This window comes from Vibrio sp. 1151_11 (assembly GCF_029478525.1).
Classification (GTDB): Bacteria; Pseudomonadota; Gammaproteobacteria; order Enterobacterales; family Vibrionaceae; genus Vibrio; species Vibrio anguillarum.
Genome location: NZ_SHMN01000003.1, coordinates 241,533 through 261,764, shown reverse-complemented (window position 1 = coordinate 261,764; position 20,232 = coordinate 241,533). Strand labels below are relative to the sequence as shown.

The 20,232-nt window shown below is 43.5% G+C and carries 14 protein-coding genes; 12 read left to right on the top strand and 2 right to left on the bottom strand.

The window, feature by feature from the left end; translation table 11 throughout:
• The first annotated feature begins 94 nt into the window (after positions 1 to 94).
• The 8 genes from EXZ60_RS04225 to EXZ60_RS04190 all read left to right on the top strand — a co-directional run bounded on the left by EXZ60_RS04225 (position 95) and on the right by EXZ60_RS04190 (position 12,688).
• On the top strand, positions 95 to 3,688 hold the full coding sequence (locus EXZ60_RS04225; RefSeq protein WP_277435327.1) for a transporter substrate-binding domain-containing protein: 3,594 nt from the start codon (positions 95 to 97) through the stop codon (positions 3,686 to 3,688).
• Positions 3,685 to 5,463 carry an EAL domain-containing protein gene (locus EXZ60_RS04220; RefSeq protein ID WP_017048098.1) on the top strand — a complete coding sequence of 593 codons (1,779 nt, stop codon included), beginning with the start codon at positions 3,685 to 3,687 and terminating at the stop codon, positions 5,461 to 5,463. Before EXZ60_RS04225 ends, EXZ60_RS04220 begins: the two co-directional genes overlap by 4 nt.
• Positions 5,464 to 5,985: 522 nt before the next feature.
• Entirely contained in the window at positions 5,986 to 7,617 is a 1,632-nt protein-coding gene (locus EXZ60_RS04215; protein ID WP_141195622.1) for an ABC transporter substrate-binding protein, read from the top strand.
• A 118-nt stretch (positions 7,618 to 7,735) separates the two neighbouring features.
• A complete protein-coding gene (gene oppB, locus EXZ60_RS04210) occupies positions 7,736 to 8,656 on the top strand; it encodes an oligopeptide ABC transporter permease OppB (protein WP_013856495.1) in 921 nt (306 codons plus the stop codon).
• Positions 8,657 to 8,671: 15 nt separating this feature from the next.
• The gene (oppC, locus tag EXZ60_RS04205) at positions 8,672 to 9,574 is read left to right on the top strand and encodes an oligopeptide ABC transporter permease OppC (protein ID WP_194575538.1); all 903 of its coding nucleotides are present in this window, start codon (positions 8,672 to 8,674) and stop codon (positions 9,572 to 9,574) included.
• A 22-nt stretch (positions 9,575 to 9,596) separates the two neighbouring features.
• On the top strand, positions 9,597 to 10,568 hold the full coding sequence (locus tag EXZ60_RS04200; RefSeq protein ID WP_010319733.1) for an ABC transporter ATP-binding protein: 972 nt from the start codon (positions 9,597 to 9,599) through the stop codon (positions 10,566 to 10,568).
• Positions 10,565 to 11,557 (top strand): murein tripeptide/oligopeptide ABC transporter ATP binding protein OppF, encoded by a 993-nt coding sequence (gene oppF, locus EXZ60_RS04195; protein ID WP_010319732.1) that lies wholly within the window; start codon positions 10,565 to 10,567, stop codon positions 11,555 to 11,557. The genes EXZ60_RS04200 and oppF overlap by 4 nt, the downstream gene beginning before the upstream one ends.
• 180 nt (positions 11,558 to 11,737) lie before the next feature.
• Positions 11,738 to 12,688 carry a glutathione S-transferase family protein gene (locus EXZ60_RS04190; protein WP_277435326.1) on the top strand — a complete coding sequence of 317 codons (951 nt, stop codon included), beginning with the start codon at positions 11,738 to 11,740 and terminating at the stop codon, positions 12,686 to 12,688.
• 79 nt (positions 12,689 to 12,767) lie between these two features.
• Here EXZ60_RS04190 and pta read toward each other — a convergent pair whose 3' ends face one another.
• Entirely contained in the window at positions 12,768 to 14,912 is a 2,145-nt protein-coding gene (pta, locus tag EXZ60_RS04185; protein WP_013856498.1) for a phosphate acetyltransferase, read from the bottom strand.
• A 172-nt stretch (positions 14,913 to 15,084) separates the two neighbouring features.
• A complete protein-coding gene (locus EXZ60_RS04180) occupies positions 15,085 to 16,281 on the bottom strand; it encodes an acetate kinase (protein ID WP_013856499.1) in 1,197 nt (398 codons plus the stop codon).
• Between the two features lie 348 nt (positions 16,282 to 16,629).
• On the opposite strand from EXZ60_RS04180, the gene yfbV reads away from it, so the two are divergent.
• The 4 genes from yfbV (at position 16,630) to EXZ60_RS04160 (ending at position 20,201) form a co-directional block, all read left to right on the top strand.
• Positions 16,630 to 17,082: a terminus macrodomain insulation protein YfbV gene (gene yfbV, locus EXZ60_RS04175; protein WP_017045157.1), complete on the top strand. Its 453-nt coding sequence runs from the start codon at positions 16,630 to 16,632 to the stop codon at positions 17,080 to 17,082.
• A gap of 358 nt (positions 17,083 to 17,440) precedes the next feature.
• The gene (locus tag EXZ60_RS04170) at positions 17,441 to 18,406 is read left to right on the top strand and encodes an ABC transporter substrate-binding protein (RefSeq protein WP_017048094.1); all 966 of its coding nucleotides are present in this window, start codon (positions 17,441 to 17,443) and stop codon (positions 18,404 to 18,406) included.
• Positions 18,407 to 18,465: 59 nt separating this feature from the next.
• The gene (locus EXZ60_RS04165; RefSeq protein WP_013856502.1) at positions 18,466 to 19,410 is read left to right on the top strand and encodes an ABC transporter permease; all 945 of its coding nucleotides are present in this window, start codon (positions 18,466 to 18,468) and stop codon (positions 19,408 to 19,410) included.
• On the top strand, positions 19,407 to 20,201 hold the full coding sequence (locus tag EXZ60_RS04160; RefSeq protein WP_277435325.1) for an ABC transporter ATP-binding protein: 795 nt from the start codon (positions 19,407 to 19,409) through the stop codon (positions 20,199 to 20,201). The genes EXZ60_RS04165 and EXZ60_RS04160 overlap by 4 nt, the downstream gene beginning before the upstream one ends.
• Positions 20,202 to 20,232: the final 31 nt, after the last annotated feature.

The following is a 20,232-nucleotide window of genomic DNA, read 5'->3' as shown; positions in this document are numbered from 1 at the left end:
CTACACTACATTAACGTGTTGATAAATATGTATTTTAACCAGTTTTGTTCTGATGCCCTATTCTTGGCAATGACGAGCAGGATCGTTAAACTAGTTGGATATTGGAATCAATATCACGAGAATGAATTTGTTACGTATCTACTTGCTGTTAATTTTAGCAATTAACTTACTTTTTAATACTGTTTGTGCTGCCGATTATTTATCAGATTCGGAACGTACCTATTTAAAAGCAAAAAAAGTCATTGTAATGGGTGTATTGTCTGAACCTTGGCTACCTTATTGGGGCGGCATTGAGAATACAATCGGTATTCAACATGATTATGCGGTAGGGATAGGAAAAGAGCTTGATGTCAAAATTGAATATCGTAGCTATCAATCGATAACTGATCTTGTCACTGCTGTGCATGATGGTGATGTGGATTTTGCTATTGGTTTTAGCAAAACAAAAGAGAGAGAAAAAAACATTTTATTCAGTTTGCCACTCTATAATAACCTACGAGTGATTTGGCTAAGGGACAAAAAATTAAATCAGCAAGATATGAGTCATTTGAAATGGGTTTGCGTACAAGGTTCATCTTATTGTGAAACATTAGAGCAGAGCCATTACCCACACATATTACTAGCACAAAGTTTCTTAGAATCAGCAGAAATGATGAAGCAAGGTTTAGCCGATGCAACGATAACCAACTATATATCACTCAATCATTATATCAGCCCTAATTCTGGATATGACGGTGAGATTATTGCAGATGGTCGATTAGGTGTCGAAATAAATAGAATCATTTTGCCGATGGGAAATAATGAATTAAAAAACATTTTTGATAAACTCATTCTTGCTGAAGCAACTGGAAATACAGCTAATAAGATAGACTCGACTAATATTTATTTTTTGAATAATAAAGACAGCCTAAAATTATTAAGTCAAGAAAATAGCAATCAAATTGTCAGATACACCATAGAAGAAGATATATATCCACTCTCTTATTGTGATGAGGGTGATAATCAGGTGAAAGGATATGTCCATGATTTACTCAAGCTCATTGAATCAAAAAGCTTCCTTAAATTTCAGTATGTACCGGCCAATGGCAGAGATATTAGACAGATGCTTATCGATAATGAAGTTGATTTATTGCCTTCATTAAGTGTCGATGATATCGATAATCGTGATTTTATAGCGACCCCATCTTACACTAATTTGCAATTTGGTTATGTGGTCACTAAAAAGCCTTTTCAACAGAAAAAATTAGCGATATTAGATCGTACTGGTTACTTATATAGCCACTTAAAAATCTATGAAGATAATAAAAAAGTTAAAGTTTATAGAGATCTTAAAAAGGTTATTCTAGATTTAAAATCAGGTAAGATAACCCATGCCTTAATGAATCAAGATATTATAAATCAGCAAATGGCATATCTTGGTGATAAGTTCTTGATACTTCCAGCAATAGATAATGAAGGTTACTCTATTAATATCGGTATGGTCTTTCGAAAGGATGAGTCGATATTGTTTGAAATGCTCAGCCGATCTTTAACTATGGTAACTGAGTCTGAGATTAATGCACTAAAATCACTCCATAAGAAAGTGAATGTGAATTATGGTTATGATAAGCAGCAAGTTATAATCTATTCTTTGATTGCAATGTGTATTTTTTTGTTTTTATTATTATTTGGAATAATTATATTTTATAAGTTAAAAAGTTCCTTAAAATACAGTCAAATCAGTTCAAAACTTTCAGAAGTTCAAGTGCAATGGCTGACGGATTTGCTCGATAAAATACCCAACATGATCTTTATTTCAGATGTGAATGGGAAAGTAGTGTTATCTAACCGTTCATATAAGCAATGTAGCAAGGCTTCTCTAATTAGTGATGATGTGAATTGCCTCATATGTACTGGCATCGGATCTGTCGATCTGTCGAATAAACACTATCAGATTGATGAGAAATATTATGTCATTAATCATGAATCGATTGCGCATCCCAAGAGTGGGGATACTCATTACTTGACCGTTTGCAGTGATATCACAGAACTCAAGCTCTCAGAATTAGCATTACGTGATTCTAATAATAAGGCACTAGAAGCCGTAGATGCGAGGAATCATTTTTTAGCTGTAATGAGTCATGAGCTTAGAACGCCAATTGCGGCCATGCTAGGGTTGATGGAGATTTTATCAACTCGAATTAAAAACGATGAGAGCCGTTTGCTATTGACGAATGCAATTCGTTCTGCCGAGAGAATTAAGCACCATGTCCATGAGATTTTAGATTTTTCAAAAATGGAAGCTCAGCAATTACAATTAGATATACGCCAGCATAATATTTTAGAAGAGTTATGTCCCACCATTAGAAGCTTTGAAGCGAGTGCTAAGTTGAAAGGCGTTGAGTTCGTTGTTGATTGGGTGCCGACAGCTATTATTTACGCAAAGTTTGATGCGTTACGCTTAAATCAGGTTCTTACCAATGTATTAGCCAATGCTGTTAAATTCACTACGGCAGGTACGGTTTCGATCCACGTTGAATTGACGGAAGAACAGATAGTCTTTGCCGTAAAAGATACGGGGTGCGGAATGAATGAAGCGCACTTGGATTCGTTATTTAAGCCATTTATGCAAGCGGATAAAACCATTACTCGCCAATATGGTGGTACTGGGCTTGGTATGTCAATAGTATCGAATTTAGTCAATCTAATGGATGGTCATATCACGGTTTCCAGTACGCTGAATGAGGGGACTCAAGTAACGATAGTGCTTCCCATTTGTGGTGAGCCGCTGTCTGAACCGTTGAGTCAACGTAACTACCGTTGCACTAACGAACGCATTATCGAGTGGCTGAAGTGTTGGCAGGTTTCGGTAAGTCAAGGTGGTGTATCCTTGGTCGATTTTGACGCGATAATGACCCAAAAACATCTCTATCCTGACCTGCTTATTGATAAGATAAAAGATAGTGAACAAGTGCTGGTTCAACCGAAAAAAATGAAACTTTGTGGGCATGTTTTGGTGGTTGATGATGACGCTATTAACCGTTTGTTATTAAAAAAACAGCTGCATGAACTTGGTGTGCAAGCAACCATTGTTGGTGATGGAGAAGAGGCATGCCACCTTTTACAAAGCGAAGACAGCCAGTTCGATTTACTACTAACGGACTGCCATATGCCTAAAATGGATGGTTTCGCTTTAGCAAGATTTGTTAAAAATAATATTCCGCAAGAGAGATATAAGGTGGTTATCGGTTGTACGGCGGAAGACTCACGGTTGATCGCAGAGAAGGCTTACCAGTCAGGTATGGAACACGTGCTGTATAAACCCTATTCGTTGGCGTCGCTGTATACTATGTTGAGTGGTTATCTTTCTATGTATCCTTTAGTAAATGCTGACTCAAAAAGCTGGCTTGAGAGCTTTTTACCGGGTGAAAAAAGTGAAATTGCTTCTGTTGTGGCAGAATCTTTAGCGGCCGAGGTCGATAGACTCGAAAAGCATGATTCTGATTACAAAATGATAGCTCATCGTGTTAAAGGCTCTGCCGGGGCGCTTCAACTGGATTATCTCGCGAGTCTTGCGGTTAGCTTGGAGCGCGAATTAGAACCACAAGCTGTTGTATCTGCAAAACAACGACTGATAATGGAAATTAAAATCGTGATTACACAAGCACAAGAATGGTTAGATAAACAGCAACGAGTAGATGACGAATGAACATTTTGATTGTCGAAGATGATCGAATTCAAGCCACGAGTTTGAAACTGAAACTCAGACAACTTGGGTTGAATAACGTCGATATTGCAGCAAATGGACACCAAGCGTTGGCTTTATGCTTGCGCAAAGAGATATCACTGGTTTTTTGTGATATTCATATGCCGGAAATGGACGGAGTTACGCTTTTGTCGATGCTTGGGGATAAACATCCTTCACTCGGAATTATTATATTGAGTGCTGTTGATGATGCTGTGTTAGACCTTACTTATAACATGTGCTGTTTAGCGAGCTTTAATTTTGTCGATGTTTTACGAAAACCCTATTCTATTGAGCAACTTGAAACCGTGATTCATGCGTTTCATGTGAAGTGTGAACAACAGGCCGCAAGCATTACGCCTATCTCATTAGGGTACAAAGAGATAGAAACAGCATTCAGTGAAGATTGGTTATTCAATTACTATCAACCTCAGTTTGATTTTAAAACGGGTGCCATGGTTGGAGTCGAGGCACTTGTCCGACTAGATCACCCAGTTCATGGTGTATTAAGCCCTGCGCATTTTCTGCCTCTTATTGAAGAGCTGAATTTGATGGATAAGCTGTTTTTAATTGTTTTGGATAAAGCATTATCGGCTTTAGGCAGTTTGTCAGCCGATCTCCAGTTATCAATCAATATCTCCCAGAGTAATTTACAACAGCTGATCTGTGACCCTATTCTTACTCTCTGTCACAAATACGCGTTTCCCACTGATAAACTCACGCTCGAGCTGACGGAAGATCATGTCTATAACGGTACGACAGCATCACTGGCTAATCTTGCGCGTTTAAGAATGCATGGTGTTGGTCTATCCATTGATGATTTTGGCACAGGCTACGCCTCTCTAAGTCAGCTCTCGAAATTACCCTTTACAGAACTTAAAGTAGATCAAAGCTTTGTCCGCGATCTCTCTACCAATTATAAAAACCAGCAACTCACCAACATGTGCTTATTGCTAGCGCAATCCTTAGGCTTGCATTGTGTTGTCGAAGGTGTGGAGGACGAAGATACTTGGCAATATTTACGTCATTTAGGCGTGGATACTTGTCAAGGTTATTATTCGGCGATGCCGATGCCGATTGGCGATCTCGCTGAACTGTATAGCAAAAATATCAGCAAGCAGTTAAGCCATCAAAGTATTGAAGATGGTGTGTATTGCTTATTAGTTGGAGAAAATTCGACTAGCGCTAATGCCCTAAGAAAAATGTTGATGAGAGAAAAACGCGTTACGCAGGTGGTCGTTGCCAGTGATCTCGCTTGCGCTGTAAAGAGATTGCGTGATTTACCTTTTAATTTAGTGGTTGTGGATAGCTACTGTAGTAAAGACGCTAGTTTGCAGTTGCATCAGCATATTGAATCAATGAATTTTAAGGGAAGACTTATTTTTCTCAATGAATATCATGAAGCAATATCTGCAGAACTTGCACATGCGCGCCACATTGTGAAATCAGCTGCATTGACTGACACCATTCAGAGCATAATGGGGGAAGTTGGGCGAACAGTTAATTTTCAACCTAGTTTTCGACTCAATGAAAGACTATCCAGCAGAGAGTTGAGTGTGGCAAATTTGTTGATTCAAGGTTTGACCAATAAGCAGATAGCTAATCAACTGGATATTAATCAGAAGACAGTCAGTACTTACAAAGCGAGAATTCAAAGTAAATTGGGCATTCGTTCGGCCATGGAGCTGATTCGTTACATTGAGCTCGATCATCTTAGTGCCAGTTTGAGCATCGCGTAAACTGAATGTCGATTTGCGTAAGCATTAGATTACACTTTTCGGTAAAAGTGTTTATTTATTATTACCAATCAACACGTTGTTAATTTATTGTTAATCGATTTTAGTGACACTCTTCACGGATTTTATTTTCAGATGGCAGGATTATCCCTTTAAGTTAGATCTAACGTAACTAAGATGTTAAAAAAAGGCTAATTTTCCAGTGAAACGTGCTGAAAATGTACTCAACACTAGATGATTTAGCACTATGGTCTGACCAGATGGCGCTTGATAACTTTAATTCACTGAGTTTGAGTTAATTGTTGGGCTATTTATCTATTCCATTAGGTAAACCATGGAATTATGCATTTTTTTGCTACGATTTTATGGCAAATTACTTCAATGGTTGCTAATGTGTGCCGCTATCCTTAGGAGTTTTTAGATTTTTCTGCTTAGTTTTTGCGCTAAATAAATCTAAAGTTCTAGCGATGCTAGAGAGCTCTCAAGGAAGTCATGGATGCAAAAATAAAAACTTGGAGTTTATGCATGTATAAAAATAAAATCACCCAAGCCCTTCTTCTAGGGGCGGGTATGGCAGTGGCTGCCACTTCTACTTTTTCTATCGCGGCTGATGTTCCAGCCGGAACCAAATTGGCCAAAGTTCAGGAAATCGTTCGTGGTAACGGTACTGAAGTCGCCACACTCGATCCTCACAAATCCCAAGGTGTTCCTGAGTCGCACGTAATTCGTGACTTATTGGAAGGGCTTGTAAACCAAGACGCGGATGGTAAAACCATTCCTGGGGTTGCAGAGAGCTGGGAAACCGCAGACAACAAAACCTTTATTTTCCATTTGCGCAAAAATGCAAAATGGTCAAATGGTGATCCTGTCACGGCTGGTGATTTTGTTTTCAGCTTCCAGCGCGCCGTCGATCCTGTAACGGCTTCTCCTTACTCTTGGTATATGGAATATACCAAGATGAAAAATGCAAAAGAGATTATTGCAGGAACGAAAGACAAAAGTGAACTTGGCGTTAAAGCTAAAGATGACCATACGCTCGTTGTTGAACTTGAAGATGCTGTGCCTTATTTCGTCATGATGATGGGCCACACAACCGTGAAACCAGTCCATAAAGCGACGGTTGAAAAGTTTGGTGACCAATGGACCAAGCCTGAGCATTTTGTTGGCAACGGTGCCTACGTTGTTGATCAATGGGTTGTCAATGAGCGTTTAGTATTAAAACGTAACGAGCAATATTGGGACAATGACAAAACAGTCATTAACAAAGTCACCTTCTTGCCCATAGAAAACCAAGTATCAGAAATGAACCGTTTCCTAGCAGGCGAAATCGATATCTCTTATGAATTACCCACCGAGCACTTCAAGCGTCTGAAGAAAGAACACCCGGAATCAGTATCGATTCAGGGTAACTTGTGTACTTATTACTATCTGTTCAATACCAAAAAGGCACCCTTTGACGACGTTCGCGTGCGTAAAGCGATTTCTTACGCTATCGACCGTAACATTGTGAGTGATGCGATTTTGGGGCAAGGCCAAAAACCAGCTTATTTCTTAACACCTGAAATTACTGCAGGCTTTAATCCTCAAATGCCAGCATATGGCAAGATGACGCAAAAAGAGCGCGATGCAGAAGCGGCAAAATTGTTGGCTGAAGCGGGCTTTAATAAAGACAACCCTCTGAAATTCAGCCTCCTCTACAATACATCGGAAAACCACAAGAAAATCGCTGTAGCACTGGGTTCTATGTGGAAAAAAACGCTCGGTATTAATGTCGTATTAGAGAACCAAGAGTGGAAAACCTATCTAGATTCTAAAGATCAAGGTAACTTTGAAGTGGCACGTGCTGGTTGGTGTGGTGACTATAATGAAGCGTCTTCATTCCTGACCTTGATGGTGAGCAATAACACCACGGGTGGTTTGCACTACCAAAGCGCTGAATACGATGCCATTATTGATAAAGCGTTAAAATCAACCTCTGAAGAGGAGCGTACTAAGCTATATCTGGATGCTGAGAAACTATTAACCAAAGATATGCCGATTGCCCCTATCTATCAGTATGTTAAATCTCGTTTATTATCTCCTAATGTAGGCGGCTTCCCGATGAATAACGCGGAAGAGAAGATCTACTCAAAAGATCTTTATATCACAGCAAAGTAAGTCCACTTACGCTGATAAAAATATAACGACTTAGACACTGCATGTAGCTATCTTCAGATAGTAATTTACATGCAGCGTCTTTCTAATTTTCATTGTCACAGACTGAAAGAGTGAGTTTATGCTTAAATTCATCGCAAAAAGGATATTGGAAGCGATACCAACCATGTTGGTATTGATCACAGTATCTTTCTTTCTCATGCGTTTCGCTCCGGGTAACCCATTCTCAAGCGAACGTCCTTTACCACCGGAAGTGATGGCCAACATTGAGGCCAAATATGGCTTAGACAAACCCGTCTCTGAGCAATACTTCACCTACTTGACCAATATTTTGCAAGGTGATTTTGGTCCATCATTCAAATACCAAGATTATACGGTGAATGAATTGATCGCCGTTGCCTTGCCTGTCTCGGCAAAAGTCGGCTTTATCGCGTTTATTTTTACTGTTATCGCGGGTGTTTCCATCGGTACGATTGCCGCACTAAAACACAACACTTGGATTGACTACACCATCATGTCGACGGCAATGATTGGCGTGGTGATGCCGTCGTTTGTTCTCGCCCCAGCTTTAATTTATCTCTTCTCCTTGCATTGGAAAATATTCCCGGCTGGTGGTTGGTTAGATGGAAGTTTCCAATATTTAGTACTGCCAGTGCTGGGTATGTCGATGCTCTATATTGCCACCTTTGCCCGCATCACCCGTGGCTCAATGATAGAAACACTCAACAGTAACTTTATTCGCACGGCACGCGCGAAAGGATTGAGTTATCCCTATATCGTTGTTAACCATGCGTTGAAGCCAGCTTTACTGCCTGTTGTGTCGTACATGGGGCCTGCGTTTGTCGGTATTATTACGGGGTCTGTGGTGATTGAAACGATTTTCGGTCTACCGGGTATCGGTAAGCTGTTTGTTAACGCTGCATTTAACCGCGATTACTCATTGGTGATGGGTGTGACCATTTTAATTGGTTTCCTATTTATTCTTTTCAACGCCATTGTTGATATTTTGCTTGCGGTCATTGACCCGAAAATTCGCTACTAACAGGGACGTATGGTTATGTTAACGAAAAGAGAAAACCTAGCCGCGGTTGAGAAGTTTTCTGAAAACTTAGAAATAGCGGGCCGCAGCTTATGGCAAGATGCGCGCATTCGCTTTATGCGTAACAAAGCGGCCATGGTCAGTTTATGTATTCTGACGATGATGACCCTTGCGGTGATCGTACTACCGATGATGGCCCCGTATACCTATGACAATACGGACTGGTATTCAATGCACGTTGGGCCCAATGCGGATCACTGGTTTGGCACCGATAGCCTTGGACGTGATTTGTATGTGCGTACCTTAGTTGGTGGGCGAATTTCGCTGATGGTTGGCGTAATGGGCGCGTTGGTTGCTGTTCTGATCGGCACACTTTATGGTGCGGCGTCGGGCTTCATTGGCGGTAAAGTAGACCGCATTATGATGCGTATTTTGGAGATTCTATACGCTGTTCCTTTCATGTTCCTTGTGATTGTGTTGGTCACGTTCTTTGGCCGCAATATCGTACTTATCTTCGTCGCTATCGGTGCGATTGCATGGCTTGATATGGCGCGAATTGTGCGTGGCCAAACCTTGAGCCTACGCAGCAAAGAGTTTATTGAAGCGGCACATGTGTGTGGCGTCAGCAACTGGAAAATTATTACACGCCATATTGTGCCAAACGTGTTGGGTATTGTAGCGGTCTATTCGACGCTGTTGATCCCAAGTATGATTTTGACAGAGTCATTTTTATCTTTCCTTGGTCTTGGTGTTCAAGAGCCGATGACAAGCTGGGGAGCACTTCTTCAAGAAGGTTCACAAACAATGGAAGTCGCTATTTGGCAACTTGCTTTCCCAGCCGCGTTCATGGTGGTCACCCTGTTTTGCTTTAACTATGTCGGTGATGGTCTGCGCGATGCGCTTGATCCTAAAGACCGATAATTAAAAGATTAAGGAAGCAATAATGAGCTTATTAGATGTCAAAGATCTACGGGTCGAATTTACCACTCAAGATGGTATTGTTACCGCTGTCAACGATTTAACTTTTTCACTGGAGCAAGGCGAAACCCTCGGTATCGTAGGGGAGTCTGGCTCTGGTAAATCGCAAACCGTGTTCGCTATTATGGGCCTACTTGCCAAAAATGGTATTATCACGGGTAGCGCAAAATTTGAAGGGAAAGAGATCCTCAATTTGCCAGAAAAAGCCTTGAACAAAGTGCGCGCTGAACAAATTGCGATGATCTTCCAAGACCCAATGACGTCACTGAATCCCTATATGAAGGTCAGCGAGCAGTTGATGGAAGTGCTGATGCTGCACAAAGGAATGAGCAAGTCGGCCGCATTTGAAGAGTCGGTACGTATGCTAGAGGCGGTTAAAATCCCCGAAGCGCGTAAGCGAATTACCATGTATCCGCATGAGTTTTCTGGCGGTATGCGTCAACGCGTTATGATTGCAATGGCGTTGTTATGCCGGCCTAAGTTACTGATTGCCGATGAACCCACCACCGCATTGGACGTAACGGTACAAGCCCAAATTATGGATTTGTTGAACGAGCTCAAAAGCGAATTCAATACCGCCATTATCATGATCACCCATGATCTAGGTGTGGTTGCGGGTTCATGTGACAAAGTATTGGTAATGTATGCTGGGCGTACGATGGAATATGGCTCTGTGGATGAAATTTTCTACAACCCGAGTCACCCTTACGCTGAAGGTTTATTAAAAGCCATTCCTCGTTTGGATACGGAAGGTGAAATATTACCAACAATTCCTGGAAACCCACCTAACTTGCTACGATTGCCACCGGGTTGCCCTTATCAAGAGCGCTGCCACCGAGTGACAGAACGCTGTAAACGTGAAGCACCTATTTTATTGCCATTTGCTGATGGTCGCCAACGTGCCTGTTTTTCTGATTGGGAGGCTTGGGTTAAATGAGCGAACAAAAACCATTATTACTGGATGTAAAGAACCTCAAAGTTCACTTCAACATTGCCTCTAAATCCGCGTGGCCGTGGTCTAAACCATCGAACCTAAAAGCCGTAGATGGCGTTAATGTGCGCCTATATGAGGGTGAAACTCTCGGCGTAGTAGGCGAATCAGGTTGCGGAAAGTCTACTTTTGCGCGAGCGATCATTGGTTTAGTCGAAGCCACCGAGGGTGAAGTGGTGTGGCTAGGAAATGATTTGACGAAAATGCATGAGGTTGAGCGTCGCAAAACCCGTAAGCAAATTCAGATGATTTTCCAAGACCCACTGGCGTCATTGAACCCAAGAATGTCGGTTGGCGATATTATTGCAGAGCCACTTCAAACCTTTTATCCAGAACTTTCGAAACAAGAAGTAAAGGATCGTGTAAAAGAGATGATGACAAAAGTCGGTTTATTGCCGAACGTCATTAACCGCTATCCCCATGAATTCTCTGGTGGTCAGTGTCAACGTATTGGTATTGCCCGTGCGCTCATTTTAAAACCGAAAATGATCATCTGTGATGAGCCAGTTTCTGCTTTGGATGTTTCAATCCAAGCGCAGGTGGTTAACCTGCTCAAAGAGCTGCAAAATGAGCTTGGTTTAAGTTTGGTTTTTATTGCCCATGATTTATCGGTAGTGAAACACATCTCTGATCGTGTACTCGTGATGTATTTAGGCAATGCGGTCGAGCTTGGCACCTCTGAGGCGTTGTTTGCGAATCCATCACACCCTTACACCAAAGCTTTGATGTCGGCTGTGCCAATTCCAGATCCGAAACTGGAGCGTGCTAAGAAAATTCAGATGCTAGAAGGGGATTTACCCTCGCCAATCAACCCGCCTTCTGGATGTGTTTTCCGTACCCGCTGTCCTCAAGCGACGGAAATCTGTGCACAGCAAAAACCGCAGATTAAAGGCAGTGATGAACATGCTGTGTCTTGTTTACATGTCGAGCTCTAAATTTAGCCTGTGACAGGCTTAAGCGCGACGCATTTCTGGGTCGCGCTTTTTTTATCTGTGCGCTTAGCGGGGTAAATCGCACTGTTCAAAATTTCTGAATAACAAGGACAACTTCCTCCGGTTTTACCATTTTCTATCCTACTTATAATAAAAAAGTCATCGGAATGAGGAGTGGAGATCATGGGAAAATTAGTTGAAGGCGTCTGGCACGATGTTTGGTATGACACCAAAAGCAGCGCTGGGCGTTTTGTTCGCGAAGAGGCAGGATTCAGACACTGGGTCGACAGCCAGCCAGACGCACGATTTCAACCAGAATCGGACCGTTATCATCTGTATGTCTCTTTGGCATGCCCTTGGGCTCACCGTACATTGATTTTTCGCCAGCTTAAATCACTCACCGAACACATTGATGTTACGGTCGTTTGCCCTGACATGCTAAGTGAAGGCTGGTCTTTTGGTATTCCTGAACCACTGTTCGGCTATACCAAACTCCACCAAATCTACACCAAAGCAAAGGTAGATTATTCAGGGCGAGTAACTGTACCTGTGCTGTGGGATAAGAAGACCAATACCATTGTTAGCAATGAATCTTCTGAGATTATTCGCATGTTTAACAGTGCATTTAATGAGTTAACGGGTAACCAGCACGACTACTATCCGCAAGCACTCAGCAAAGCTATCGATGAATGGAATGCGTATATCTACCCCAATATTAATAATGGCGTCTATCGATGTGGGTTTGCGACCACGCAAGAGGCCTATGACGATGCTTATGATGCACTCTTTACGGCATTAGATAAGGTCAACAATCATTTAGCGACGTATCGCTACTTGGTCGGTAACCAGATCACCGAGGCGGATTGGCGTTTATTCACTACACTTATCCGTTTTGATGCTGTTTACGTCGGGCATTTTAAATGCAATAAACAGCGTATCGCCGATTATGAGAACTTAAGCGGTTACTTAAAAGAGCTTTACCAAATCGACGGTATCAAACAAACGACCGATTTTTACCACATCAAACGCCACTATTATTTCAGCCATATCGGTATTAACCCAACGCAAGTGGTACCTAAGGGGCCGGATCTTGATCTTGATACGCCCCATGAGCGCGGTTTTATTGGGTTATAACGAGGGTGGAAGTGTGCTATAAAAAAGGCTCTTATGTGATACATAAGAGCCTTTTAATCAGCAAGTTAAGCTAAGAATTTTATTTTGTTTCTTGGCTTGCTTGAATCGCCGTCAACGCGATTGTGTAAACAATGTCGTCAACCAACGCACCGCGAGACAAATCGTTTACTGGTTTACGCATGCCTTGCAGCATTGGACCGATAGAAACAAGGTCTGCTGAGCGTTGTACTGCTTTGTAAGTTGTATTACCTGTGTTTAGGTCAGGGAAGACAAATACCGTTGCTTTACCAGCGACTGGAGAGTTTGGTGCTTTAGAAGCCGCCACGTTTTCCATGATTGCAGCATCGTATTGCAGAGGACCGTCGATAATAAGATCTGGACGTTTCTCTTGAGCAATGCGCGTCGCTTCACGCACTTTATCTACATCAGCACCTTTACCTGATTCACCTGTCGAGTAGGAGATCATCGCCACGCGCGGGTCAATGCCGAATGCCGCTGCAGAATCGGCCGATTGAATCGCAATTTCAGCAAGCTGTTCAGCATTTGGATCTGGGTTGATGGCGCAGTCGCCGTATACCAACACTTGATCAGGCAATAGCATGAAGAAGATAGAGGATACAATCGAGGCATTTGGCGCGGTCTTAATGATTTGGAATGGAGGAACAATGGTGTTGGCTGTGGTATGAACCGCACCAGAAACCAAACCGTCAACTTCATCCGCTTCAAGCATCATTGTGCCAAGGAATACTGAATCTTGCAGTTTTTCACGAGCCACAACTTCCGTCATGCCTTTTGAACCACGCAGCTCAACCAAGCGAGCAACGTAGTTTTCGCGTACTGAGTCAGCATCGATAATTTCAACGCCAGCACCTAACTCAACACCTTGCTGCGCAGCAACACGGCGGATTTCATCAGGGTTACCAAGTAGAACACAAGTCGCAATACCGCGCTCAGCACAAATAGATGCCGCTTTTACCGTGCGTGGTTCATCCCCTTCAGGAAGCACAATACGTTTACCTGCACGACGAGCATACTCAGTTAACTGGTAACGGAATGCTGGCGGGCTAAGGCGACGAATACCTTGCGTGCCCTCAGTGAGCGAATTAATCCAAGGGCCATCGATGTGGCTAGCAACATGATCGCTGATGAACTCGATACGTTCTTTATCGTCAGCTGGAACTTCTAGGCTAAAGCTTTGTAGGTTGAGTGACGTTTGCCAAGTGTTACCTTGCGCTTTAAAAATAGGCAAGCCGCTTTCAAAGGCTGGTTTACATAGGTTCACAATCTCTTGTGGCATGTCGTAACCGCCAGTCAGCAGCACCGCACCAATTTCAACGCCATTCATTGCGGCCAGAGAGGCGGCAACAATCACGTCAGGACGATCGGCCGATGTCACTAAGAGTGACCCTGGCTTAAAGTGCTCAATCATGTGTGGCAAAGAACGCGCACAGAAAGTGATGCTCTTAATACGGCGAGACTTAATTTCACCTTCATTAATGATTTCAGCTTTCAGGTGTTTGGCCATATCAATAGCACGAGTCGCGATAAGATCGATACTCCAAGGTACGCAACCTAACACACGAATTGGGCTGGTGTTGAAGATCTGCATCACTTCTAAATTGGCTTGTTTCGCGCTATCTGCATCATCAAAAATTTCTGATAAGTCAGGGCGAGTACGGCCTGCTTCATCAACAGGGGCATTAAGCTTGTTGATAATAACACCTGAAATGTTTTTATTTTTTGTTCCACCAAAGTTTGAGCACGCAACTTCAATACGCTCTTTCAACTGAGTTGGGTTGTCCGTTCCCGGTGTCGCGACAAACACAATTTCTGCGCCCAGTGTTTTGGCAATTTCTGCGTTCACTTGGTTCGCGAATGGGTGTTTGCGTGTTGGCACAAGGCCTTCAATCAGCGTTACTTCAGAATCTTTATTGATGTGGTTGTAACGCTCAACGACGGTTTCAAGCAACACATCCATCTTTTCGCTACCGATCAACGTTTCTGCCGCTGACATCATCATCGGTTCTGCAATGCTGATGTCGCTGTTGCGACCGATAATCGTTGAAGTGAGATCAGGTTGATCGCCACCCGAGCGAGGTTGTGCAATAGGCTTATAAAAAGAAACGCTAACACCTTTACGCTCCATGGCGCGAAGGACACCCATGCTCACGCTGGTAAGACCAACACCAGCGCTGATAGGGATAAGCATAATAGTACGGGACATGAGTAGAGTACCTCAAACTATTGAAATCAATCTAACCGAAACTAGATTGAAAAAGGAACAAAGCCCAACATGACCTTCTTCGGAAATAAGCCTGCTGACCTAAATCGCTAGAAACTAAGGGTTGAGCCCCGGTAAAAAACTGGCTAACTCAGAGAGTTAGCCAGAAAGTCAATTAAAGACCTGCCAGACGAGCAGTATCTTCAGCAATCACTAGCTCTTCATTGGTCGAGATAACCATAGCTGGAATACGGCTGTTTGCCGTTGTGATCACACCTTCGCCGCCAAAACGTGCTTTTAGGTTTGCTGCGCTGTCGACTTCGATACCGAAGATAGCCAAACGGTTTAGTACCATTTCACGGATAGGGCCTGAGTTCTCACCGATACCACCAGTGAAGACGATAGCGTCTAGGCGACCGTCAAGGCTTGCTGTGTAGCCAGCCACGTATTTTGCTAGGCGATGGCAGAACACGTCCATTGCACGAGTCGCTTCTTCTTTCTCACCGTAGTTATCTTCAACAAAACGGCAATCCGAAGTCACTTGTGTTAAGCCTTGTAGGCCAGACTCTTTGGTTAGCATAGTGTTGATTTGATCAACAGAGTAACCCAGTGCATCGTGCAGGTGGAAGATGATTGCAGGGTCGATGTCACCACAACGTGTGCCCATCACCAAACCTTCAAGCGGCGTTAGACCCATTGAAGTATCAACTGATTGACCGTTTTTGATCGCACAAACAGAAGCACCATTGCCTAGGTGACAGTTGATGATGTTAACTTCTTCAACTGGCTTGTTGAGTAGGCCTGCAACTTCACGAGTGATGAATAAGTGTGAAGTACCATGCATGCCATAACGACGGATACCATGCTCTTTGTATAGATTGTACGGAAGAGCGTATAGGAAAGACTCTTCAGGCATAGTTTGATGGAACGCAGTATCAAACACAGCCACGTTTTGAAGCTCAGGGAAGTTTTTCTTAGCGGCTTCGATACCGATGATGTGTGCTGGGTTATGAAGCGGTGCAAAGGTTGCAGCGTCTTGAATACCTTTCAGTACATCATCAGAGATAAGTGCAGATTGAGTGAACTGCTCACCACCGTGTACGATACGGTGACCGATAGCGCCAAGGTTAGCTTTAAGCTCTGGCTTAGAAGCAAGAATAGTTTCAACCATAAACGCGAGTGCTTCTTCGTGCGCTGCACCTTCGCCTAGTTGCGCTTCGTGTTTACCGTCAAGTTTCCACTTGATACGTGCTTCAGGAAGGTGAAGACATTCAGCAAGACCTGATAGGTGCTCAGCACCTGTTTCTGCATCGACAACAGCAAATTTAAGAGAAGAACTACCGCAGTTTAAAACTAAAACTAGCTTAGACATGTGTGACTACCTGTAATAATCGGTTAGGATAAAAATCATTCACAAGAATAGTAGAACCGTTGTGGAGCGCTACTAATCTTGGTCAATAAAACTTGAATTTCCGTATAATGAGACGGGGCTTTTAACGTAAAGTCGTCGATGCATTCCTTGCAGATTTCATCTCGGAGTTGCCTAAATTGTAAATAACGGCAACAATGAGATTGAGGGCTCGCAAAGAATAGCGATAATGGGCCAATATAACAAAAAAAAATTGAAATAATATTAACTTCTATCAATTTTTTACTAGATTAGTTGAATCATTAAACTATTTTTTAGTTAAATGGGCAGCATCGAGAGTGAGGGCGCGCTATGAATAACAAAGTTGGAATCGTTCACAGCCTGAAAGATGGTCAGAAATATATGGATGTTTGGCCTGTGCGCAAAGAGCTAGGCCTCATTTTTCCTGAGCAACGGATCATTAAAGCCACGCGTTTTGGCGTGAAGGCTATGCCAGCTATCGCCGCAATCAGTGTATTGACACAGATGGTTTTTGAAAATACACAGGCGATGCCCCAAGCAGTGGTAGTGGCACTTTTTGCCATAAGCTTACCGCTACAAGGTATGTGGTGGCTGGGAAATCGCGCCAATACCCAACTTCCACCTTCGCTTGCTGGGTGGTACCGAGAGCTGTACCAGAAGATTGTCGATACTGGTTTTGCTTTAGAGCCAATCAAAGCGAAGCCGAGATACAAAGAGCTGGCTGCTATCCTCAACCGAGCATTCCGGCAGTTAGATGAAGCCGCGTTAGAACGCTGGTTCTAGTCACCCAGTTATCATGTGAATAAAAGGCAAAGAGGGCTTCCGCAGTGAACTCCTCTTTGTTATTCAACTTTCGCCTTATTCTTAGCTCTCTTTTTGTTACTTTACTGTTAAACCTCACTTCCCTTTAGCCTGAGTTACTGGTAATAATGTTGTCAGCGACGCTCAGTGCGCGTACATAAAAATATTAAAAACACAACATCCAACATGTATACCCAAACAATATGAAGTTGTAAGCAATCTGCAATGGGATGAATCCTAATGTGGCACAGGTTAACTGTGTTTAACGGGATGAGCGCATTTGCTAGCACTGCTACCGCTTTAAGTAGGAAGGGTATAATGCTTAAATCAAGGAGTTAAGATGAAAGCAGGCAAAGCCATTGTTACCGCCGTTTTTGCAGGAGCAGTATTACTCTCTTCCACAAGCATCATGGCCAAAACAGCGAAAGTCGCCGTATCGCAAATTGTTGAGCACCCAGCTTTAGACGCAACCAGACAAGGTTTACTTGATGGTTTAAAAGCAAAAGGTTATGAACAAGGCAAAAATCTAGATTTTGATTTTAAAACCGCGCAAGGCAACCCAGCCATTGCTGTTCAAATTGCGCGCCAATTTGTCGGGGAAAATCCTGATGTGTTAGTCGGCATCGCAACCCCCACGGCGCAAGCGCTCGTCTCTGCAACCAAAACTATTCCTGTCGTGTTCACGGCGGTGACCGATCCTGTCGGTGCTAAATTGGTAAAAAAACTTGAGCAACCGGGTAAGAACGTGACCGGGCTTTCTGATCTATCGCCAGTTGAACAGCACATTGAGCTGATCAAAGAGATCATGCCAAACGTGAAATCTATCGGGGTAGTGTATAACCCCGGAGAGGCGAATGCAGTGAGCTTGATGGAACTGCTTAAATCGAGCACTCAAAAACATGGCATTAAACTTATTGAAGCGACAGCCTTAAAAAGCGCAGACGTACAAACTGCGACACAGGCGATTGCCTCAAAATCAGACATTATCTATGCCTTGATTGATAATACTGTCGCCAGTGCGATTGAAGGGATGATTGTTTCGGCAAACCAAGCTAAGACCCCAGTATTTGGCGCAGCAACCTCTTATGTTGAACGCGGAGCGATTGCTAGCCTTGGCTTTGATTATTACCAAATTGGCGTACAAACCGCGGACTATGTTGTCGCTATCTTGGAAGGCCAAGCACCGGGTAAACTGGATGTTAAAGTGGCCAAAGGGTCTGATTTAATGATCAACAAAACCGCAGCGGAAAAACTGGGCGTAACGATTCCTCAGTCAGTACTTGATCGTGCTACGAGCGTAAAATAAAGACCATTCAGAGCTAGAGCGAAGGCTTTAGCTCTGTTTAAGCAGAGAAAGGAGTTGTTATGTCTGCTTTTGCTTTTTTTGGCGCTCTAGAGATAGGGCTGCTGTACGGATTAGTGGCATTGGGTGTTTACCTCACTTTCCGTGTCCTTGATTTCCCCGATTTAAGCGTTGACGGCAGCTTCCCGATGGGCGCTGCGGTGGCCGCAACGGCGATTGTGGCAGGTATTAACCCTTGGGTTGCTACAGGAATGGCAATACTTGCGGGTGCCTTTACCGGTTGGGTGACTGCATTTCTTGCGGTTCGCTGCGGTATTTTGCATCTATTGGCGTCGATTCTCACCATGATTGCCGCCTTCTCCATCAATATTCGTATTATGGGACGCCCCAATATTGCTCTGCTTGGGGAGGAGACCATTCTTACGCCCTTTGAAGCCATGGGTGACTCGGTTTACATTCGCCCGCTGGTCGTGGGTGTATTGGTCTTGATTTCGGCCTGGTTTGTGGTGCGATTATTAAACAGTGACTTTGGACTTGGACTGCGTGCTACGGGCGTTAATGCCCGCATGGTGAGAGCACAAGGCGGAAGCACCTCGTTTTATACCTATTTTGCTCTTGCGTTATCGAATGGTTTTGTCGGTTTTGCTGGGGCACTGTTTGCGCAAACCAACAGTTTTGCTGATGTAACTTCGGGCGTAGGGACGATTGTCGTTGGCCTTGCTGCTGTGATCTTGGGGCAGACGTTGATCCCCGGGCGCCGGATCTGGGTTGCAGTGCTGGCGGTCATCGTCGGTTCAGTGCTGTACCGTTTAGCGGTCGCCTTTGCTTTGAGCTCGGGCATGTTCGGTTTGCAGGCGTCTGATCTCAACTTAGTTACTGCTGTGCTGGTGGCCATTGCACTGATTGCGCCAAAAATGAAAAGGAACTTCAAAGCAAAAAAGGGTAATTCTCCTGCTCAGAAGTCGGTTGTTGCTAAGCAGGATAAAGCGTCAGGAGAAACATTATGATTCGTTTAGAAGATATTCAAGTCACGTTTAACCCTGGCACAATTTTAGAAAATAGAGCGTTAAGAGGTGTTCACCTCGAAGTACCTGAACATCAATTTTTAACTGTGATTGGCTCAAATGGTGCAGGGAAATCGACCTTATTAGGCGCTGTAACGGGCGAAACGCCCATGATGGCAGGCAAAGTACTCATCGATGAAGTCGATGTCACGCGCCAGAGCGTGGATCAGCGTGCACGTTTATGCGCTCGCGTATTCCAAGACCCACTTGCCGGTACATGTGGCGATTTAACCATTGAAGAGAATATGGCTTTAGCCTACATGCGCGGCAAGCGCCGAGGGTGGGGGCTGTCACTTTCTTCATCACGTCGCAAGTTGTTTCAAGAGCGAATCGCTATCCTTGGTTTGGGATTAGAAGATCGTTTAGGCGATAACATCGGCTTACTGTCTGGTGGGCAGCGTCAAGCGGTTAGCTTAGTGATGGCAACCTTATCTGACAGTAAATTGTTACTGCTTGATGAGCACACTGCGGCTCTGGATCCTAGAATGGCGGCCTTTATCATTGATTTGACCAAAACAATCGTCAAAGAATTTAACTTGACGGTGATGATGGTAACGCACTCGATGAAAGATGCTTTAGCGTGTGGTGATCGCACTGTAATGCTGCATCAAGGTGAAATTGTTCTTGATGTGTCTGGTGAGCAGCGTGCCAATATGAAAGTGCTTGATCTACTGGAAATGTTTTCGAAAGTTCGAGGCGAAGAGCTGGCAGATGATAGCCTTCTACTCAGTTAATGGTTTTATTTCGTTATCACAGAGGGTTAGT